This window comes from Janthinobacterium sp. P210005, from assembly GCF_036231865.1.
Lineage (GTDB): Bacteria > Pseudomonadota > Gammaproteobacteria > Burkholderiales > Burkholderiaceae_D > Janthinobacterium > Janthinobacterium kumbetense.
The window spans coordinates 281,806-301,471 of the sequence record NZ_JAZARC010000003.1 but is presented as its reverse complement, the minus strand read 5'-3'; the positions used below and the strand labels follow the sequence as shown (position 1 = coordinate 301,471).

Below are 19,666 nucleotides of genomic sequence, written 5' to 3'. Positions count from 1 at the left end.
CAATCCTGAGGAGTGGGACACGGGCTACGGCCTGCCTGTGCTGCGCGGTGAAATCGTAGTTGGTCGGTTGGTTTACCTAGCGGTCAAGAGGCATTACGACGACATGCTTAAGGCTGGTGCGCGCGGCCTGGTGTTCGTACCGGCGCATGGCTGGCACATCATCGAGTACATCGAAAAGTTCTTTGTACACATAAAAGGCCCGCTGGCGGGCAAGCCCATTTACCTGGACCCGTGGCAGAAGTTCTGGACCGCCGTTTTATACGGCTGGCGCAGGCAAGTTGATGGTGCGCGCCGCTTCAATCGTGGCTATGAAGAGGTGGCCAGGAAGAATGGCAAGTCCACCTGGAAGGGGCCGCAGGGTAGCTACCTGTTCAGCATGGATGGTGAGGTTGGAGCAGAAGTTTACGCAGTGGCCACCACCAGGGCGCAGGCGATGACGGTATTCAGGCCCGCTTTCGACAACATCAAGCGCTGGGTGCGTCGCTCCAAGGGGGCGGCCAAGTCCTTCAAGGTGTTTGGTGGATTGAACCAGGAGAAGGTTGAGCTGGATAGTTCCGTCGGGCTGTCGGTGTTCGCGCCGCTGCCGGCGAATGCCGAGAACCTGGACGGTTTGAACCCATCAGCGATCCTGTTCGATGAGCTGCATGCGCAGCGCAACCGTGATGTTTGGGACGTCATGGAGTCCGCGTTGGGCGCCCGGCTGCAGCCGCTGCTGTCGGCCATTACAACGGCTGGCTTCATCCTGGACGGGATCTGTACCGAGGTGCGGGACTACCTGATATCGGTACTGGAAGGCAAGCGTGTTGACGATGCGTTTTTCGGCTACGTCTATACCCTCGACGACGACGACGATCCATTCGATGAACGTAACTGGATCAAGGCGAATCCCGGCCTGGGCAGGTCGAAGACGTTGGAGTACATGCGCGGCATGGCCCGCAAAGCGGCAGCGCTGCCGGGCGCCCGTGCCAACTTCAAGACTAAGGATTTGAACATCTGGTGCAACAGCGCTGATGGCTGGTTTGATATCAGCGTATGGGACAAGGGCAAGTCCAAATTCGACCCTGCGATGTTGCGGGGACGGCGCTGTTTTGGCGGTCTTGACCTGGCCAGCACTCGCGATTTGACATGCTACTCGCTGGTGTTTCCGCCAGACGAGGATGGCGACGAGTGGTACGTGCTGCTCTGGTTCTGGTGTCCCCAGGCGAAGATCGACTTCGAGGAACATGACGATGCTGCGCCCTACAAGGCTTGGGCTGAGGCTGGCTGGATCACCGGCACCGAGGGCAACGTCACCGACTACAAACCGGTACGCGAGCGCATCCTGGCGTCGCGCAAGGAGTATGACGTGGTCGAAATCGGCTTTGATCGATGGAACGCGCTACAGCTGGCGAACGACCTGATCGACGAGGGCGTGCCGCTGGTGGAAGTGCCGCAGAACACTGGTGGCATGCATCCGGGCAGCAAGCGGCTTGAGGAGCTGGTCTACGGGCTGGTATTCCAGCATGGCGGCAATCCCGTCTTGCGCTGGTGCGCGGCAAATACCGCGCTTCTTTTCGATTCAAATGGCAACTTCCGCCCCGACAAAAAGAAGTCGAACGCCAATGGGCGCATCGACGGAATTGTCGCGACCGTGATGGCGCTGACCCGGGCAACCTCGCATGAGGACCAGGGCAGTCTTGACGAGTATTTATCTAACCGGTGACCACATGAAGTTATTCAAAAAGGTGATGGCCTTTGCGCGGAAATCGTTCTCGATCTCCGACGCAAAGGGCTATCGCGAGGCAGGCGGTCGCGACCCGGAATCGGGGCATGTGGTCAATCACAAGACGGCAATGCAGATGGCCACGGTGTGGGCATGCGTGCGGTTGATCTCGGAAACCATCTCCACATTGCCGCTGATGGTCTACCAGCGCAACGGCGAGGCACGACAGGTCGCGCGCGCGCATCCGCTGTACACGATCCTCCACGATTCGCCGAACGCGGATATGACGGCGGTTGAATTCTGGGAGGCGATCATCGCGCAGCTTTGCCTGTGGGGTAATGCGTACTGCCTGAAAACCTACGCGGGGCTGAAGCTAATCTCGCTGGATCCGCTGCGGCCGGATCTGATGCGCGTGCGCCGTGAGCGTGATGGCAGCGTGACGTACGTGTACTCCGATCCGCTCGGCCTGAAGGAGTACACCGACGCCGAGGTATGGCACGTGAAGGGCTTCGGCACGAATGGGTTGTGCGGACTATCGCCGATTGCCTATGCCCGACGCAGCTTCGGCGCGGCGATGGCGGCCGACAGGGCCAGCGCGAAGATGTTTGCAAACGGCATGCGTCCGACAGCGGTGCTGTCCATGAAGGGATTTATGAACAAAGAGCAGCGCGGCTTGATGAAAGAAAAGCTGATGGACAGCTTGTTCGGCAGCGCGGAGACGGGCGGCCGCATGATGCTGCTGGAGGGCGAAACCAATTATGTCCCGCTCAGTATTAACCCGATGGATGCGCAAATGCTGGAAACGCGGACCTTCAACATCGAGGAGATGTGTCGTTGGTTTGGCGTGCCACCTTCAATGATCGGCCACGGTACGGCGGTCTCGAACTGGGGGACCGGCCGTGAACAGATCATGCTCGGCTTCCTCACTTTCGCGCTGCGGCCATACCTGACCCGCATCGAGCAGGGTATCAAAAAAGGGTTGCTGTCGGCGCCAGAGCGCTTGAGCTATTTCGCGGAGTTCAGCTTGGAAGGTCTGCTGCGTGCGGATGCTGCGGCGCGCAGTGCCTTCTACGCATCTGGCGGGCAAAACGGCTGGCTGACGCGAAACGAGATACGCGCATTTGAGAACCTCCCGCCAATGCCGGGTGGCGATGAACTGACAGTCCAAAGCAACCTGATACCGCTGACCCTTCTCGGCAAAATTACCAACTCTGCGCAGGCGGCCAAGTCAGCGATTCTTACCTGGCTCGGTATCGATACTTCAAAGGACGATGATGAAACATAAAAGCGGTGAAACATTGCAGCACAAGCAGTTTGCGTTCAAGGCGGACGCGGTCAATGACGACGGTACCTTCAGCGGCTACGGCTCGGTCTTCGGCAACGTGGACAGTTACCGCGAAATCGTCGCACCTGGCGCCTTTGCCGAGAGCTTGGCGGCGATCAAGGCGAGCGGTGACCCACTGCCTGCACTGTGGCAGCACCAGTCCAGCCAGCCGATAGGCGGCTATGAGGTGCTGGCCGAGGACGAGCGCGGCTTGAGGGTCGAGGGATTCCTGCTCAAGGATCACATCGTCAAGGCCGCTGAGGCTTACCAGTTGATGAAGCGGCGCATCGTCAAGGGGCTGTCGATTGGCTACTACGTGCTGGAAGATAGCTGGAACGAAAAGGACCGTCTCCGCACCTTGACCAAGCTCGATCTGCAAGAGATCAGCATCGTAACCTTTCCGGCCAATGCCGAGGCGCAGATTGACAGCGTCAAGTCCATGGGGCACATCATCAAGGCGGGCAGACTGCCCAGCCTTCCAGAATTTGAAGACTACCTGCGCGAGGCAGGGTTTTCGAAAAGTCAGGCAACGGTCATCGCTGGCCGTGGCTTGAAAGAACTGCTTTCCCGGGGTGAGCCCGGTGGCGAAACCGGCGAACTCCTGAACGTATTGCAAAACTTCAAATTTAACTTCCCATCCTAAGGACCATCATGAAAAACAAAATTATTGCGGTATTCGCTGTACTCGTCTGCGTAGCGTATGGCGGCGCGTATGCCTTCGGTATTGACCTCGGCGCCGTGGTTGCACCCCATGTCGCTGGCTTGAGCGCGCTGGCTGCATTTAGCCTGGTTGGCGAGGTCAAGTCGGTCGACGATGTGGCGAAACTGCTGGAGAAAATCGGTGACCAGGTCAAAGAGCAGGGCGAAAAAGCGCTGGCCGAAGCGAAAAAGTCCGGCGATATGAACACCGAAACAAAGGCCAAGGTTGACGAGCTGCTGGTCAAGCAAGGTGAGCTGCAGGCGCAACTGCTGGAAGTTCAGCAGAAGCAAGCGCGGCGCGGTGGTGGCGAAGATGCGGGCGGCACCAAATCAGCGGGCCAGCAGTTGATCGAATCCGAAAGTTTGAAAGAACGCCTTGCCGATGGCTGGAGTAAAAGCAGCAAGGTTTCGATCGGAATGAAAGCCATTACCAGCCAGGTGGGTAGTGCTGGGCAGGGCGTAGTACCAGATCGTGCTGCGGGCGTGCAAATGCTGCCGCAGCGCCGTATGACGGTGCGCGATCTGCTTTCGCCCGGCAATACAAGCTCCAATCTGTATCAGTATTTGCAGGAAACTGGTTTCACGAACGCTGCGGCGACCACCGGCGAGGGCATCCGCAAGCCGCAATCGGACATTGCCTTCGAACTGAAGAATGCGAACGTGGTGAAAATCCCGCATTACATCAAGGCGTCGACCGAGATCTTGTCGGACTTTCCGGCACTGCAATCAATCGTCGATGAAAAGCTCAACTACGGTTTGATGCTGGCCGAAGAAGCGCAGCTGTTGAAGGGGTCTGGCGTTGGCAACAACCTCAAGGGTGTATATACCCAGGCGAGCGACTATGCCGCACCCCTTGTCATCGCCAATGCCACCCGCATCGATGTGCTGCGCTTGGCGCTACTGCAGGCTGAGCTGGCGGAATACCCGTCGACAGGTATCGTGCTGCACCCTGCGGACTGGACGGCCATTGAGCTGCTGAAGGATGACAACGGCGCATATATCTTCGCCAACCCGCAATCCTTGGCGCAGCCAGGCCTGTGGGGGCGCCCGGTTGTTACCACTCAGGCGATGACTTTCGACCAGTTCCTGGTTGGCGCATTTCGTCTCGGCGCCCAGGTGTTCGACCGTCAGCAGGCGACTATCACGATTGCGACCGAGAATGAGGATGACTTCCTCACCAACCTGGTCACCATCCTTGCGGAAGAGCGTTTGGCGTTGGCGGTGTATCGCCCAGAAGCTTTCGTCAAGGGCGATATGACCCCGGCCTAATTTTCATTGGCTTATGCGGCTGGCGAGAAATTGCTGGCCGCTTTTTATTTGGAGAGTGAGATGACAATCGATGTCGTAGCAACCAGTGATTTTATCCACGGCAAGCTTGAAATGAGCAAGCGCGGCGAAGCGAGTTTGCCAGAACAATTGGCCAAGGACCTTCAGGCGGCTGGCCTGGTCGTGTTGGCAAACCATGCCAATGAAAACGAAGCGGCACCGGCTGTCGCCAACAAGATGGCGCCGCCGGCGCGCAACAAGGGCGGAAAGTCGAGCAAAGCACGGCCGGATGTGATCGATGCTGATACGCGGACTGGTGCTAGTGCAGACGTCTGCACAGAAAAGCCTGGCGTTCTTGTGGGCGGCGCCCAGCAGGATTTGAATGCGCCACAGGCAGCAGCTGATACGGTGTCTCTCGCAGACGGCGGCGGTAGTGCCGGGCCGGCTGGCCTGGCTGCTGACGTCGCGGCTGCCTGATGCGCTCATAGCCAGACATACTGCTATGAGCCAATTATGCATCATCCCTCCAGCCATCCTCGCAGTGACGCTGGAGCAGGCCAAGCTTAACCTGCGTGTGGACGGGGATTACCTCGATGCTCTGATCGAATTCTGGTTGCGGGGCATCATCAGTGCGCTCGAGCACGAAATCGGTCAGTGTCTGATGCCCCAGACCTGGGAGGTGCGTTTGGATGAATTCCCCGCTGCCATCGATTTGCCGCATCCGGTGCTGAATGTCGTATCCGTGGTGTACTTGGACGCTAACGGCGTCGAACGAGTTCTGGAGCCTGCGACCTATAAGCTGGTGGCGACGCGTTACCAGACGACTCTCGCGCTTGCACGGGAAGCAACTTGGCCGGCCACATCGGTAGAGTCCCATGCCGTGATTGTGACAGTGGAATGTGGCTACGGTTACACGCCGAATAAGGTTCCATCCAACGTGCAGCTATATCTGCTGGCGAAGCTGGTCGACCAGTTTGACCCGAATACGCGCGCGGAGAGGGAGTCAGCGCCATCCCCCTTTATCGCTCGCTTGCTCGATGCATGCAGGAGCAGCGTATGAACCTCGCGCTGAAACTGGACAAGCGTGTCCTCATTCAAGTGCATGCCGCCGGCCAGGACGCCGCTGGTCAGCCTTCACCTGCTGCATGGGGCAACCTACTGGCTGACGGCGACGGAAAGGTGTGGGCCGGTATCCGCGATGTAAGCGGCCGCGAGTTTGCGGCCGCTGGTGCCACGCAAAACCAAGTGGTGTCGACCATTACGATTCGGTATCGTGCCGGCATCGAGGCGAAAATGCGCGTCCTGCATGGCGGTCTTGTCTACAACATCGAAGCAGTGCTGGGCCAGGACGGCAGGACGTTAGCACTCATGTGCTCGAAAGGAACCATATAAATGCTCACCATCGATGCATCGGCCTTGGCCGGCTTGGCCGAGCAGGTCCAGAGGTACAGCAAGCGGGTGCAGGCCGAGGTCGCATTCTCCGGCGCTGCAGCCATGGCCACCGTGATCTACCAGGGAGCGCGCGGCAACGCCGAGCGAAATCGCAAAAGCGGTTTGCTGCTGAGCGCCATTTACCGTGTTTATGCTGAGGACGATTCCAGCGCGACCCTGAAAACCTATCATGTCAGCTGGAACAAGAAGCGAGCGCCGCACGGCTACCAGATCGAATTCGGCAATTCTCGGTCTCCTGCATTCCCGTTCTTGCGGCCGGCCATGGCACTCGCAGGTGATGCAATTATTGCCGGAAATGACCGCATGGCCGAAAGGCTTATGGAGACCAAGGGGCGCCCATGATTGTAGAAGCCCAAGTATTCCAGGCGCTGCAGGCGCTCGTTGAGGGCCGTGTTTATCCTGATGTGGCGCCGCCCGGCAGTGCACGTCCCTATATTGTCTATCAGCAGGTGGGCGGCGCTGCGGTGAATTTCCTTGATCGTACTACCCCGTCAAAGCGCAACAGCTGGATGCAAGTCTGCGTCTGGGCTGAGGCGCGTATCGAGGCATCCGGCCTAATCGAACAGGTGGAACTTGCATTGCGAGGAGCTGCTGGTTTGTCTGTTGCCGTACAGGCGGCGCCGGTTTCCATATACGAAGATGAGACGCAGCTGCGCGGCGCACGCCAGGACTATTCGATCTGGTTCTAGCTCGGCCTTTCCACTTTACCTAGCCCTTCTTGGGCATTCCCTGCCGCTATATGCGGTTTTTTTTCGTCCATTGAAAGGAAATATCATGGCTGTATCACTGCCAAATGGCAGCACGTTCTCGTTGGGGGTGTCGTATGGCGCCCCTATTGCCGTTACGGCGATTAGCAATGCCAAGCCCGCCGTATGTACGGCCGCTGCACACGGGCTGCAGGATGGCGACCTGGTGGAAGTCACATCGAGCTGGTCGAAGTTGAATAACCGCATCTTCCGCGTTAGCGCGTCCCTGGCCGGCACCTTCGCGCTGGAAGGCACCGATACCACCAAAACCAGCATGTTCCGTCCTGGTGGCGGACGCGTTTCGGTGCGTGAGATTGAAACGCAGGAGCAAATTACCCAGGTGCTGGAAAACTCCTCCAGTGGTGGTGAAATGGGCTTCACCGAAGTGTCATTCCTCGAAGACGATTTTTCCAGTCAACTGCCTACCCAGGCCAGCGCACAGTCGCTGGCACTGAAAATTGCCGACGATCCCACGTTGCCTGGCTATATCGCCGTCAAGGCAGCATCCGAAGCCCGCACGCCACGTGCCCTGGTTGCCATGTTGCCCAGCGGTTCGCTGATTCTTTACAACGCCATTGTCTCGTTGAACGAGACGCCGACGTTCACAAAGAACGAAGTAATGGCTGTAACGGCGACCTTCTCGCTGAAGACACCACCAGTGCGCTACGCGGCGTAACAGCAGCGCTGTATCCGTTTCCCTTGCCCGCCTGCTCAGGCGGGTTTTAGCCCGCTCGGTCGCACCTTGTCGGGTTTTTTTACATTTGAGAGAAGAAAATGGCAAAGCCAAAATTTAACCTGACTGCTGTTCCGACCTTTAAAGCAGATGTTTCCATTCCAGTTCCAGGCGGGAAAAGCGTGAATGTCGAGTTCACCTTCAAGCACCGCGGCAAGGGGCAATTCCGCGAATTTGTTGAAGGTCTGAGTGATCGCGAGGACATCGATGTCATCAAGGACATCGCCAGCGGCTGGGAGCTGGAAGAGTCATTCGATGCTGAGAACATTGAAAAGATGGCTGAAAACTATATCGGTTCTACCCGCGCAATCATCGAGACGTACATGCGTGAACTGTCGGGCGCCCGCGCAAAAAACTAAAGGCCGTCGCCACGGCGCTTTATGAGCGTAGCCCGGATGAGAAGGAGTTGGCCGCGTTTGGTATGACGCTCGATGACGTGGCGACGGGCCCAGTCGATGTCTGGCCAGAGAACGTTCAGGCATTTCATCTGTTCGGCTTCCTTTCCACTCAGTGGCGGACGTCGACGAACGGGCCAACCGGCCTGGACTATGGCGTTCTATTCCACAAGATGGATCGTTTGAACCTGGGTGCTGAAGAGTATGAGGAGCTGGAGCTGCAAATCCAGATTATGGAAGAGGCCGCTCTAGCCTGTATACACGCACCGAAATGATGTATCGCAGCCACCCTGGAGGTGGCCTTTTTATTGGACGATCATGTCAGAAATCATTGGTAGCGCAACCATCGCAGTCGGTGTCGATTCTACGGCGGCTGAATCCGGCTTTGCCAAAATCGGCGCGGCAGGCACCCGGACCAGCAAGTCGCTTGAGAATCTCAGCGGCAAGGCTGGCAAGGGCTTCACCGATATTGGCGCTGCTGGCGACACATCGTCCAAAAAGGTCGAGTCTGCGACGAGAAATATGATCGGCTCGATCCAGCGCACTATTGCGACGCTTGAGTCAGGATCGAAGTCCAGTGCTAAGTATTACGAGACGTTGGCCAGCCAGCGTGGCGTCAATGTTGACGTCCTGAAGCCGTACCTAGCGCAACTCGATTCCGTTACGGCCAAGCAAAAGCTTGCCGAAAACGCTCTGCGTTCGACTGATCCAGTCATGAAGGAATTCGGCATTTCGTCCGCGCAGACCACGGCCGCGCTGCGTCAGATGCCAGCGCAGTTGACCGATATTTTTACCAGTTTGGCGGGCGGGCAAAATCCTTTGTTGGTATTGATCCAGCAAGGTGGCCAGATCAAAGACGCATTTGGTGGCGTTTCGAACACCGTCAAAATCTTGGGTAGCGAAGTGGCGTCCTTCTTCTCGTCGTCGGCAGGGGCAGCGTCAGCGGCTGCAGGCATTGCTGATGTGGGCGGCGCCCTCGCCGATGTGGCGAGAGAGCAGCAAGCCGCGAGCGCGGGTATTGAGCAGGTTGGGGCTGGTTTAAGCGATTTGGCCGGCCAGGCCAACACGACGGCGGAGGCTGTGGCAAATACCCGCATTGCAATGAGGGGTGTCGGCACTGTGAGCCTTAGCATGGTTGCGGCTGTAGCCCTCAGCGTCGCTGCGGTGGCGGGTGCGGCGCTCGCCTACTATCAGGGCAGCAAGGAAATAACGGCATACCGCACAGCGCTGGTGATGACGGGCAATGCTGCCGGCACCTCTGCCGGTCAACTTGCCGACATGGCGCGAAATATCAGTAAAAGTGTTGGAACTCAAGGTGCCGCCGCTGAATCGCTGGCCGCGCTTGCGGCAACCGGAGAGGTGGCTGCAGAGAACCTGGAGCGCTTTGCAACTGTATCGGTGCGCGCTCAGAAGGCGCTGAGCATTAGTGCCATCGATTTGGCGAAGGATTTTTCCGAGCTGGGTAAATCCCCCCTGGATGCCCTTGAGTCATTAAATGAGAAGTACCGATTCCTGACTGCTTCAACTTACAGCCAGATCAATGCACTGGTGGATCAAGGCAAGACGACTGAGGCCGCGAAGGTGGCTCAGAACGCATATGCCGATATGGTGGAAAACCGTTCGAAGAGCGTCACAGAATCACTGGGCTACTTGGAAAAGGCGTGGGCATCGCTGGGTAGCGGTGCCAAAACGGCCTGGGACTACATGTTGAACGTCGGACGGGAAGATACGCTCGATGAGAAATTGAAGGCTGCGCAGGCGGCACTCAAGCTGGCAAAGCAGCGTCGGTTCACCTTCGTTGGAGCTGGCGCCGATGGTAAAGCGGATTTAATCGCCGCTGAAAAACGGGTCGCGTTCTTGCAGGACCAAAAGGATGCTATTGAATCAAACGCTCAGCTGCAGGGGATTGACCGGCAGTTGCAGGATAGTTTCATCGACTGGGCAAAGGAGGGGGACAAGTACCTTACTCGCCGGCAGCAGATGGAAAAGGAACTTGAGGCCAGCCGCAACCGGGGGTTGGAGGCCGGAGCATCTGAAGAGCAACTGAGCGAGCGCGCGCTTGGAATTCAGAAAAAGTACGCCGATCTGTTCAACGGTGGCATCGATACGCAAATCGAGGCGATCAAGCGGCGTGGTGCCATCGAGGACGTAGTGTCCGAGCGTTCGATGGCCAACCTTGTAGCGAGCCGTGACGCTGGGCTGGCGACCAGTCTGGATGCGCAGATCAAGTTTTCTCAGGCCGTTGCCGATCTGGAGACTAAAGATTTCAATCGCCGAAAATCCCAGGTAATGGAAGAGCTTTCCTTGACCAAGGGAAAGGCGAACAGCGAAAAAGAACAGGCTGCGTTGCGCGGTCAAGCTGCATTGATCGATGAGCAAATCGCCAGTCGGCGCCGTGCCGCCACGAATGAGCAGTTCGTGCTGGATGTGAAAGCTACTCGTGCTGCGGCAAGTGATTACGCTGACCTGGTGGATAAGCGTGATGCTGACGTGGCTGCGATCAGGAAGCAGGTGATCGAGCAAACAACGGCGAACAGCCTGATTGGCAAAAGCAAAAAGCAGATCGTGGATTTTAATGCGGTCCTGCAGGAAGAAGTCGCTACGCGCAAGGAGTCGGATGCTGCCATTCTGGACACCATTCTTGGGCGCGAAAAGGAAGCGGAACTGTTGCGTGCTCAGGCCGCCGAGATTCGCAATCTCACTGCAGCGCAGCGCGAAGGTGCGCAGAAGTCAATGGACTTTGAGGCAAATAAGGCGATGTTGGAGAGCCTGGATCGCACTGCCAAAGACACCTTCGTGTCGATCTTTGATTCGGGAAAATCGACGTTAGACCGCCTGCGGGATACCCTCAAAAACGGACTGTTCGACTTGCTGTACCAGATGAGCATCAGAAAATGGGTGTTAAACATTGGAGCATCCGTGTCTGGAACTGGGGCTGTTGGTTTGGCATCGGCCGCAGTCTTGGGTGACGCGGGAGGCGCGAGCAGTTTTAGTAGCGTCGGCGGTCTTTTGCAAAGCGCCAAGACTGCTTACGGCCTGGTGACGCAGGGATTTGCAGGCATTACCGCCGGCCTGGGCACCAGTGTGGTGAGCCTGGGTACACTGTTTGGTTCGACTGCCATCGAAGCCTTCGGCGCCGGCCTGGGCAGCACGGGCCTGGTGGGCGCAGCAGATGCTGCTGGCCTGTATGCAGCTTCGGGCGGTGTGGGGAGCGCTGGTGCCGTTACTGCCGGCGCCTATGCTGGCGCGGCGGTTACGGCCGCCGCTGGCATCGCTGCTGGCGTACTGGGTGGTCGGATGATTTCTGGCCAGTATGGCAGCAACTCGACTGTGAACGCTGGCACCGGCATCGGCGCAATCGCCGGGGCGTTTATGGGCGGCCCTATCGGCGCGGCCATCGGCGGCGCCTTGGGCGGCGTGATAGGCGGCATCGGCAACCGCGTCTTCGGTATGGGCGACAAGAAATATGGGGAGACTGGCATTACCGGAACGCTGTCAGGTTCCGGGTTCACGGGCAATGAGTATGCCAAATGGACGCAAAAGGGTGGCTTGCTGCGCAGCGACAAGTCGGACACTGACCGTAAAGCTGTCGACGCCACGACGTCCAATGCGTTTGTGGAAACCTACGCCGCCATTCGCAACGTGTCGGCCACCTTGGCCAATACACTGGGCATCGATACGTCCAGCCTGGCCACGCGCGCCCAGGCGCTCAACATCAACCTGACCGGTCTCACCACGGAAGCGGATAGATTGGGTGCCGTCACCAAGTTCTTCGAAGGCGTAGGCAACGCGATTGCGTTGGAGCTGGTCCCGAGCCTCGGCCAGTTCAAGGTTGGCAACGAGGAGCTGAGCACGACCCTGCAGCGCGTAGCCGGGAATTACGCCGGCGTCGACGCTGCTCTGCAGCTGATCGGTCGCACGTCGCAAGACGCGTTTGGCGCCGTGGGCGTGGCCACTATTGGTGCGCGCGAGAACCTGATCAAGCTGGCCGGTAGCCTGGACTCGCTCAGCAGCGGGACCAGCTTCTTTGCCGAAAACTTCCTGACGGAAGCGGAGCAGATGGCGCCCGTGCTGTCGACGGTGGCCGATACGCTGGGCAAGCTCGGCATGGCCGGCACCACGACCATGGACGACTACAAGAAGAAGGTGCTAGGCCTGAACTTGGCCAGCGCTGCGGACCAGGAACTGTACATCAAGCTCCTGGCCCTGGCACCAGCCTTCAAGGCTGCCGCCGACTACAGCAGCCAGCTGGCCGCTGCGACCGGTAACTATGCCGCCGTGGTCAAGTCTGCCAGCGAAATCGCCAGCGAGCGCATGGACCTGCAGCAGCAGCTAAACGAATTGACGAGAAGCGAAACGGAACTGCTGGCCATCCAGCGCTCCGGCATTGCCGCCGTCAACCGCGCGCTGTTCGACCAGGTGCAGGCGGCCAAGGCGGTGGTTTCAGCCAAGGACGCGCTGGGCAGGGCTTACGATAAAGAGGCGGCAGCGGCCCAGACGGCGCTGGATAAATCGAAATCGTGGGTGGCCACGCTCAACGGCTTGAACGCCAGCATGGCCCTGGGCAACCAGTCCACGCTGACGCCGGAGCAGAAGTATGCCGAGGCGCGCGCCCAGTTCGAGAAGACCCTGGCAGCAGCCAACGCCGGCGACACGACGGCACAGTCCGGCTTGTCGGCTGCCGAGCAAGCGTTCTTGACGGCTTCTCAGGTGGTGAACGCGTCGGATGCCAAGTATGCGGCGGACTATGCGCGCGTCATCGCTGCCAACGAAGACGCCGCCAAGTGGGCCTCGGCCCAGGTCGACGTGCAGCAGGCCAGCCTGGATGCCCTCAAGGCCCAGGTGTCGGGCCTGATTACCATCAACGACAGCGTGCTGACGGTGGCGCAAGCCATCGCCAACCTTCGGGCCGCGACGGGCACGGCGAGCGGCTTGGGCGTGCAGTTCGACGGTTCCCATGCCGGCGGCCTGGCCAATGTGCCGTTTGATGGCTATGCGGCCGAGCTGCACCGTGGCGAAGTGGTGGTGGATGCGCAAGCTGCCGCTGCCATGCGCCGGTATTTCGGTGGGGCGCCAAGCCAAGGCGGCGGCAATGCCGACGCCTTGGTGGCCGAAATCAAGAGCCTGCGGGAAGAGGTCAAAGGGTTGCGCGCCGACCAGGACAAGCAGACCGGCGCCGCAATCAAGGCCACGGTTGAATCGAACGTCGTTGCCGCGAAAACCGTGGTGGATGGCGTTGACAAATCTGCTCGAGCAGCCGCTCGGGTAAAACAGGTGGAGTACAGTAAATGATAGATGCACAGTTCCTGGAATGGCTGGAGACACCGTCAGCCATCCGCATGGTGCTTATCGAGGTGCAAGTGAACGTGGCCGGCCAGGAGGTGACGCGGTATATCGCCTCCCGGCCTTTCCTCACCGGACCGCTTGAAGTACCAGCAAATACCGAGTATCTGCCGCTGGCCACCGGTGGCCTGGCCTTTACCGAGCAGGTCAGCCTGACGGGCGAGGCGGGATTGTCCGGCGGCGATATCGAGCTGGACAATGCCGATGGCGCGCTCGATGGCTGGCTCGCCGACGTCTGGCGAAACCGGGCGATCAAGGTCTGGTCGGGCGACTTGCGCTGGCCGCGCGCGGATTTTCGCCTGGTCTTCGACGGCATCGTTGCCGACATTGGCAGTACGGACCGCAATTCGTTCAACCTGGCGCTACGCGACAAGATGCAACGCCTGGATACGCCCATGACCGAGGTCAAGCTGGGCGGCGTGTCGACGAACAAGGATGTCACGTTGCCCATCCCGCTTGGCGAATGCCACAACGTAGCGCCGCTGCTGACGAACCCGGCGACGCTGGAATACGGGTTTCTCGGCGGTGTCGAGTCGATATTCGAGGTGCGCACCAACGGCAAGCCGGTCCCGATCACGATCGACAACGCTGCGGGCCGCTTCAAATTGACCATCAACCCGCTGGCCAACGTGGTGACGGCCAGCGTGCAGGGGGACAGCGCTGGCGGCTATGCGCCACGCATCGCACCGCTGGTGCAGCGCATCGCCACCGGCTACGGCAAGGTAGGCGACCGCTTCACTGCCGCCGACCTGGACCTGGCCAATCTGGCCGCCTTCGATGCCGCCCATCCGCAGCTGGTGGGCTTGTACGTAGCGGATCGTACCAACCAGGCGCAGGCTATCCAGCAGTTGGCTGCCAGCGTGGGTGCGCAGGCGCTGATGTCGCGCACCGGCAAGCTGCGCCTGATCCAGATCGCGCTGCCGGCCGCTGGCGTACCGGTTGAGATTGGCCCGGACCAGATGCTGGAGGATTCTTTGCATCCGGCGCAGCGCCTGGCCGTGGTGGCGGCCGTCAAGATTGGCTACGACCGGAACTGGACTGTGCAGGCCAACCTGACGACCAGCATCCCGCCCGCGCATGCGGACCTGTACGCCACGGAATGGCTGACGGAAACGGTGGTCGATGAGGCGGTGAAGGCGCGCTACCGCCTGACGGATGACCCGCCGCAGATCGATACCTGCCTCAAAACCACGGAAGACGCCCGCGCGGAAGCGGCGCGGCGTCTGGCGCTGCACAAGGTGCAACGCACGATTTACGAGTTTGATGGAGAGCCGGAGATGATGCTGTTGGAACTTGGGCAGCCCGTGGTGCTGCGCGATAAACGTTTTGGCCTGCAAGACGGCGCGTCTGGCGTGGTGGTGATCCTTTCGCCGTCATGGCTGACCGGCCGCGTCACCGTCGGGGTGTTGGTATGACCTCTATCGGCGGTACTCGTGACCGCTTGATCATGAACACCGTCCCGCGCTTCGAGCCGGCCAACGACCGCGTGCTGCTGCTGGCAGCGACGGCACAGGCGTTCAAGGTGGCGGCTACGACAATCGCGGCGCCGGTCAGCATCGATTTCACGGCCGGCCTGGTGAACATGCAGGGCCAGGTGGCGTTTTCCGCCAGCAATGCCAGCGTGTTGACGCGCGTCGGCAACGTGGCCAGCATGACCTATGGCGGCATGGTGGGCGACAGCGTGACGGTGACGGCCAGCATTGTGGTCGACGGCTTGACCTATACAGCAAGCCAGACGGTCAGCAAGATTTTCGACGGAGTGACGGGTAATTCAGCACGGGTCTGCTACAGCAAGACCAGTCTGCTGTCCCTGGGCAGCGCGCCCGCGACGCTCAGCACGGAGGGGGCAACATCCTATCCGCCGATTGATACCTGGGGCGCCGGCACGGTATGGGAGGGTTCGCCGCCGCTGTTTGGCGCCGGCGAATCGCTGTACCGGTCCGATGGCATTTTCAATCCGGCCAGCGGCACCACCAAGTGGGCGGCACCGTATTTGAATGCGCTGAAGGTGGGGCAGTTGAGCGCAATCAGCGCCGACCTGGGCAAGGTGACGGCAGGCGATATCTACAGCGCGACGCTGCATGGCGGCGCCGGGTATCCGTCCAGTAACTACGGCTGGCCCAACAATGGCGGAACCGGCTTTCATTTAAGCGACAAAGGTTTGCTTATCGGCAATATCAATGTGCCAGGTGGATTTATCCAGTTATCGAGTACGGGCTACGTTGAGCTGCCAGGACTTACCGTGACGCCTGGAACGCCGACAGCTGCCCCCGTTGCGAGGTTTTCCGGTGAACTGGTGGCGGCTACTGGCACGATTGACCTGCTGCGTAGTCGCGCCAACGGCGCGCGCATGGAAATCCGTGGCGATGTGCAAAAGGTAATCGGCATCAACGCAAGCGGCGCCGAGGTCGTGGTTGTGCAAATCGGGGACCTGGACGCATGAGCAGCCATGGAGTGTTGTGCAAGGACTTGAATAGCAATGCCATTACGTACGATTCACGAATCGAGTCCACTCTGTTCTGGCTTGTCCAAGAGGTGATCCCTCGAGGGCAGAACGTGTCGCGGACCTTTTCATATCCTGCGTACGCTGGAAAGAAAATCAGTGCGAGTCTGATCTCGCCCTATCAGGCACCAGGGCTGCCGGCAGGCGGTGGGCAGAGTGATGGATATGGGCTGGACGATGGTGGCGGCGTATTGAGTTGCAAAGTTTCCTACCCCTCCGGGATACCTACCGTCACTGTCTTCTCGGACAACGAGGATGACAGGCTTCCCATGGCTAGCAATGGGCTGTTATCAGTTTTTTACACAGGGGCAAAGCTTTGAGATTCGGGATCGAGACCAAGAACCTAGCGGCGGGGAACATCACCATCGATGCCAGTCATCGGGCGTTCGTTTATTTAGGCAAGAAGGCCATCCCGACCGGAAGCGGCGCTCGATTTACGTCGGTCGACTTTTCCTGCAACGGCGTGCCTCAAGTGTATTTTGATGTTCCCTATAACGTCGTCGGAACTGCTCCTGGTGCGCCCAGGACCGGAATCGCTTTGTGTCGATTGGAGAATCTTGGCGGCTCGTCCTGGCGGGCGACGTTCATCTATAGCCCCCGTATCGTTCTTTTGGGAGCAGGGGGCGTAGTGGAAGATATGGGGCTCAGCCTGCGGATATTTGGACGCCTTGATCTCAACCCGCCAAGGCCCCCATATGGCAAGGGGATTATGGTCCGGGCGCTGGATGGATCGATGCTTTTCTGCAGTACCGTGCGCATGCTACGGCAGGCAGGGAACACCTACGATACGCAGGCAGTGCTGAAAGCGGATATTCCGGCACAGAATGGGAATGATCCTGAAAATGTGGGCGACACCTTTGTTGATACACCTTTCAACTTGGTGGGCAAGTCTATCCTGGCCAACACTCGCGGGACGATTAGTGGCGCGTACTACCAAGGCACCTTCAATAACGGGGAGGGTATCTTCGAGGATTATTACGACATTCTCAAGTTCAATGCTCTGTACTGGGCATCTGGCTCGCGGCTCTGGGTTCGACGGATACCGACTGATCGCTACCAATACATCACCCAAGCGGGATCGGTTTACTTTATTGATAACTCCAGGCGTTTGCCGGTGTACTCGCGGCTTTCAGTGATCGACAACTCCCAATTCCCATAATATGACCAATCTTCGCATCATCTACGACAACGCCGGCGACCGCGCGGCGCTCACCGCATCCAGCCAGGCTGGCCTGCTGGGCCCGGCCAACCTGCAGCGCGAGCGTAAGTCTTCAGTGCTGCGCTCGGTCGGCACGGCCCTGACCATTACCGCGACGCTGCCGCTGGGCGAGATCGTCGGCGGCGTGGTCTTGCCGTTTTGCAACCTGACTTCGAATGCCAAAATCCGTGTGCGTGGCTATACCGAGCCAGGCGATACCGTGCCGGCGATTGATACCGGCCTGATTCTGGCCTGCGGCTATGCGCCGCTGGGTGCCTGGGACTTTGGGGCCACAGCACTGGCAGCTAATGCTTTTTCATTTGGCGGCGGCGCCTATGCGCGGGCCTGGTTCCCACGCAAGACCGCGCGTCATTTTGTGATCGACCTCGCCGACCCTGGCAATCCGGCCGGCTACGTCGAGTTCTCGCGCCTGGTGATGGGGAACTACTGGGAGCCGGAGAACAACGCCAGCTACGGCGCCAGCGTGACGCCGCTCGATACGTCGACGCTCTACAGAACGGCCGGTGGTGAGCAGCGCGTTGCCGCCGGCAGCACATACCGCAAGTTGTCGTTGTCGCTCGAGCACATGACACCGGTGGATCGCGCCGCGGTGTGGCGCCTGGTGCGCGGCAGCGGCAAGCGCCGGCCGATTCTGGTGAGCTTGTTTCCCGAGAATGCCGATCCTGAGCTGGAGCAAACTCACCAGTTGTACGGCCGCCTTGCTGAACTGGCCGCCGTATCGACACCGTATTTCCAAACTTATGCCACATCGCTTGATATCGAGGAACTGTAATGGATGATATTTTTTACCCAGACATGCCGGATTGGCTCGACAAGCTGAACTTGCTGGCGAAAGGCCAGCTGGAGCCGATCAGGGCTGACTGGGCTGCAGATCCAGGCTCCATTCGGGGAATCCTCAACAAGCCAACGTTGGCCGCCGTGGCTATGTCAGGCAAGAAAGCAGACGTGGGCCTGAGTAAAGTAGACAATACCAGCGATACAGAAAAACCTGTGTCGATAGCGCAGGCAAACGCGCTTGATCTTAAAGCTCCCATCAATAATCCGGTCTTCAAAGGCGTCGTGCGCAATCCGGCCGGCGGGATGGATTTTGGTACTGCCGGTTGCGGCATGTATTCGCCAAGCGTCAACGTGCTGTCGATAGTGACAAATGGCATAGGCAGTATCACGGTATCACCCGCTGGGGTGACGTTCGCCGGCACTGTGTCAGGCGTTACAAAAGGGATGGTGGGCCTGGGCAACGTGGATAACACCAGCGACGCATTGAAGCCGGTATCAGCGGCCCAAGAAACTGCCATCGGGCTGAAGGCGCCAGTCGACAATCCGGTCTTTACAGGGACCGTCCATATACCAGCGAGTGGGATGGATTTTGGCACCAATGGAACCGGCATTGGTGCCCCGGCTGCAGGCATGCTGGCGATGACGACGAACGGCGTCGAGCGCTACCGCATCTCAAATACTGGCGATGTTACCTTCACTAGCGTCCCCAAAATTACAGCCTCATCGGTTGCTACGTGCGAGATTATTTCGCAGGGGCTAAATGGCTATGGCGTATTTTCTGCGAAGTCCTCCGCTCAGTTGCCGTCCATTTGGGATTCGTATAATGCGAATGGGCTGTGTGGTCGTCTGCTATGCGACAACGCTGCCGCCAATTCCACGTTCACGTTCTCGATGCGGAAAGACGGGGTAATGGCGGACGTCCTGGGGATGAATCGCGGCCAGATTTTCCCTTCCGTCGATGGAACTACGGCGCTTGGCGGTGCGTCACAGCGCTGGTCGGTAGTGTTTTCTTCGACAGGCGCGATCAACACTTCCGACGCTACGCTGAAGACGCCTATTCGCCCGATGCTGGAAAATGAGATCGCAGCAGCAATCGAAATTGCTGACAGCATCGGTACATACAAGTGGCTCGAGTCAATTCAGGCCAAAGGTGCGGACGCGCGCCGGCACGTAGGCCTGACGGTGCAGGGCGCGATTGCCGTCATGGAGAAAAATGGGCTTGACCCGTTTGAATACGGCTTCATTTGCTACGATCAGTGGGAGGAAGAGTTGGGTTATCGGGCCGCAATCCCGGCTCAGCCTGATGTGGTCGACGCTGACGGGGCTGTTATTGTCCCGCAAACCGATGCCGTGGAGGCCTCTCAAGTAGTGATCAAGGAGGCCGGTAGCCTCTATTCTCTGCGCACTGACCAGATCAACATGTTTGTGGCTCGTGGCCTGATGGCCCGCCTCGCAAAAACAGAGGAGCGCCTTGCTGCTCTGGAAGCCATGTAGTTCATATCTGTCA

18 protein-coding genes are annotated in these 19,666 nt (G+C 59.0%); all 18 read left to right on the top strand.

Features of this window, described 5'->3' with window-relative positions; translation table 11 throughout:
- Window positions 1–37 precede the first annotated feature (37 nt).
- A complete protein-coding gene (locus tag VPH40_RS15045) occupies window positions 38–1,702 on the top strand; it encodes a terminase large subunit (protein ID WP_328573843.1) in 1,665 nt (554 codons plus the stop codon).
- Window positions 1,703–1,706: 4 nt separating this feature from the next.
- Complete coding sequence (locus tag VPH40_RS15040) at window positions 1,707–2,987, top strand: phage portal protein (protein ID WP_328573842.1); 1,281 nt, start codon at window positions 1,707–1,709, stop codon at window positions 2,985–2,987.
- Window positions 2,974–3,669: an HK97 family phage prohead protease gene (locus VPH40_RS15035; protein WP_328573841.1), complete on the top strand. Its 696-nt coding sequence runs from the start codon at window positions 2,974–2,976 to the stop codon at window positions 3,667–3,669. Before VPH40_RS15040 ends, VPH40_RS15035 begins: the two co-directional genes overlap by 14 nt.
- Window positions 3,670–3,677: 8 nt before the next feature.
- The gene (locus VPH40_RS15030; protein WP_328573840.1) at window positions 3,678–4,994 is read left to right on the top strand and encodes a phage major capsid protein; all 1,317 of its coding nucleotides are present in this window, start codon (window positions 3,678–3,680) and stop codon (window positions 4,992–4,994) included.
- 60 nt (window positions 4,995–5,054) lie between these two features.
- Window positions 5,055–5,468: a hypothetical protein gene (locus tag VPH40_RS15025; protein ID WP_328573839.1), complete on the top strand. Its 414-nt coding sequence runs from the start codon at window positions 5,055–5,057 to the stop codon at window positions 5,466–5,468.
- A 25-nt stretch (window positions 5,469–5,493) separates the two neighbouring features.
- Window positions 5,494–6,051: a head-tail connector protein gene (locus VPH40_RS15020; RefSeq protein ID WP_328573838.1), complete on the top strand. Its 558-nt coding sequence runs from the start codon at window positions 5,494–5,496 to the stop codon at window positions 6,049–6,051.
- Complete coding sequence (locus VPH40_RS15015; RefSeq protein ID WP_328573837.1) at window positions 6,048–6,383, top strand: phage head closure protein; 336 nt, start codon at window positions 6,048–6,050, stop codon at window positions 6,381–6,383. Before VPH40_RS15020 ends, VPH40_RS15015 begins: the two co-directional genes overlap by 4 nt.
- The gene (locus VPH40_RS15010) at window positions 6,384–6,785 is read left to right on the top strand and encodes a hypothetical protein (protein WP_328573836.1); all 402 of its coding nucleotides are present in this window, start codon (window positions 6,384–6,386) and stop codon (window positions 6,783–6,785) included.
- Window positions 6,782–7,132, top strand: coding sequence for a DUF3168 domain-containing protein (locus VPH40_RS15005; RefSeq protein ID WP_328573835.1), 351 nt, complete (start codon window positions 6,782–6,784; stop codon window positions 7,130–7,132). The genes VPH40_RS15010 and VPH40_RS15005 overlap by 4 nt, the downstream gene beginning before the upstream one ends.
- A gap of 85 nt (window positions 7,133–7,217) precedes the next feature.
- On the top strand, window positions 7,218–7,865 hold the full coding sequence (locus VPH40_RS15000) for a phage tail tube protein (RefSeq protein WP_328573834.1): 648 nt from the start codon (window positions 7,218–7,220) through the stop codon (window positions 7,863–7,865).
- A 98-nt stretch (window positions 7,866–7,963) separates the two neighbouring features.
- A complete protein-coding gene (locus VPH40_RS14995) occupies window positions 7,964–8,281 on the top strand; it encodes a phage tail assembly chaperone (protein WP_328573833.1) in 318 nt (105 codons plus the stop codon).
- A 62-nt stretch (window positions 8,282–8,343) separates the two neighbouring features.
- Window positions 8,344–8,592 (top strand): DUF1799 domain-containing protein, encoded by a 249-nt coding sequence (locus VPH40_RS14990; RefSeq protein WP_328573832.1) that lies wholly within the window; start codon window positions 8,344–8,346, stop codon window positions 8,590–8,592.
- A 43-nt stretch (window positions 8,593–8,635) separates the two neighbouring features.
- A complete protein-coding gene (locus VPH40_RS14985; protein WP_328573831.1) occupies window positions 8,636–13,609 on the top strand; it encodes a phage tail length tape measure family protein in 4,974 nt (1,657 codons plus the stop codon).
- Window positions 13,606–15,075 carry a hypothetical protein gene (locus VPH40_RS14980; protein ID WP_328573830.1) on the top strand — a complete coding sequence of 490 codons (1,470 nt, stop codon included), beginning with the start codon at window positions 13,606–13,608 and terminating at the stop codon, window positions 15,073–15,075. The genes VPH40_RS14985 and VPH40_RS14980 overlap by 4 nt, the downstream gene beginning before the upstream one ends.
- Complete coding sequence (locus tag VPH40_RS14975) at window positions 15,072–16,103, top strand: hypothetical protein (protein WP_328573829.1); 1,032 nt, start codon at window positions 15,072–15,074, stop codon at window positions 16,101–16,103. The genes VPH40_RS14980 and VPH40_RS14975 overlap by 4 nt, the downstream gene beginning before the upstream one ends.
- Window positions 16,104–16,479: 376 nt before the next feature.
- Window positions 16,480–17,322, top strand: a complete 843-nt coding sequence (locus tag VPH40_RS14970; RefSeq protein ID WP_328573828.1) for a hypothetical protein — start codon at window positions 16,480–16,482, stop codon at window positions 17,320–17,322.
- Between the two features lies 1 nt (window position 17,323).
- A complete protein-coding gene (locus VPH40_RS14965) occupies window positions 17,324–18,154 on the top strand; it encodes a hypothetical protein (protein WP_289897450.1) in 831 nt (276 codons plus the stop codon).
- Complete coding sequence (locus tag VPH40_RS14960; RefSeq protein ID WP_328573827.1) at window positions 18,154–19,653, top strand: tail fiber domain-containing protein; 1,500 nt, start codon at window positions 18,154–18,156, stop codon at window positions 19,651–19,653. The genes VPH40_RS14965 and VPH40_RS14960 overlap by 1 nt, the downstream gene beginning before the upstream one ends.
- Window positions 19,654–19,666: the final 13 nt, after the last annotated feature.

What these genes read in the sequence shown, in the direction of transcription:
- VPH40_RS15040 (WP_328573842.1), top strand. Translation starts at nt 1,707, where the DNA reads ATGAAGTTATTCAAAAAGGTGATGGCCTTTGCGCGGAAATCGTTCTCG.
- VPH40_RS15035 (WP_328573841.1), top strand. Translation starts at nt 2,974, where the DNA reads ATGATGAAACATAAAAGCGGTGAAACATTGCAGCACAAGCAGTTTGCG.
- VPH40_RS15030 (WP_328573840.1), top strand. Translation starts at nt 3,678, where the DNA reads ATGAAAAACAAAATTATTGCGGTATTCGCTGTACTCGTCTGCGTAGCG.
- VPH40_RS15025 (WP_328573839.1), top strand. Translation starts at nt 5,055, where the DNA reads ATGACAATCGATGTCGTAGCAACCAGTGATTTTATCCACGGCAAGCTT.
- VPH40_RS15020 (WP_328573838.1), top strand. Translation starts at nt 5,494, where the DNA reads ATGAGCCAATTATGCATCATCCCTCCAGCCATCCTCGCAGTGACGCTG.
- VPH40_RS15015 (WP_328573837.1), top strand. Translation starts at nt 6,048, where the DNA reads ATGAACCTCGCGCTGAAACTGGACAAGCGTGTCCTCATTCAAGTGCAT.
- VPH40_RS15010 (WP_328573836.1), top strand. Translation starts at nt 6,384, where the DNA reads ATGCTCACCATCGATGCATCGGCCTTGGCCGGCTTGGCCGAGCAGGTC.
- VPH40_RS15005 (WP_328573835.1), top strand. Translation starts at nt 6,782, where the DNA reads ATGATTGTAGAAGCCCAAGTATTCCAGGCGCTGCAGGCGCTCGTTGAG.
- VPH40_RS15000 (WP_328573834.1), top strand. Translation starts at nt 7,218, where the DNA reads ATGGCTGTATCACTGCCAAATGGCAGCACGTTCTCGTTGGGGGTGTCG.
- VPH40_RS14995 (WP_328573833.1), top strand. Translation starts at nt 7,964, where the DNA reads ATGGCAAAGCCAAAATTTAACCTGACTGCTGTTCCGACCTTTAAAGCA.
- VPH40_RS14990 (WP_328573832.1), top strand. Translation starts at nt 8,344, where the DNA reads ATGACGCTCGATGACGTGGCGACGGGCCCAGTCGATGTCTGGCCAGAG.
- VPH40_RS14985 (WP_328573831.1), top strand. Translation starts at nt 8,636, where the DNA reads ATGTCAGAAATCATTGGTAGCGCAACCATCGCAGTCGGTGTCGATTCT.
- VPH40_RS14980 (WP_328573830.1), top strand. Translation starts at nt 13,606, where the DNA reads ATGATAGATGCACAGTTCCTGGAATGGCTGGAGACACCGTCAGCCATC.
- VPH40_RS14975 (WP_328573829.1), top strand. Translation starts at nt 15,072, where the DNA reads ATGACCTCTATCGGCGGTACTCGTGACCGCTTGATCATGAACACCGTC.
- VPH40_RS14965 (WP_289897450.1), top strand. Translation starts at nt 17,324, where the DNA reads ATGACCAATCTTCGCATCATCTACGACAACGCCGGCGACCGCGCGGCG.
- VPH40_RS14960 (WP_328573827.1), top strand. Translation starts at nt 18,154, where the DNA reads ATGGATGATATTTTTTACCCAGACATGCCGGATTGGCTCGACAAGCTG.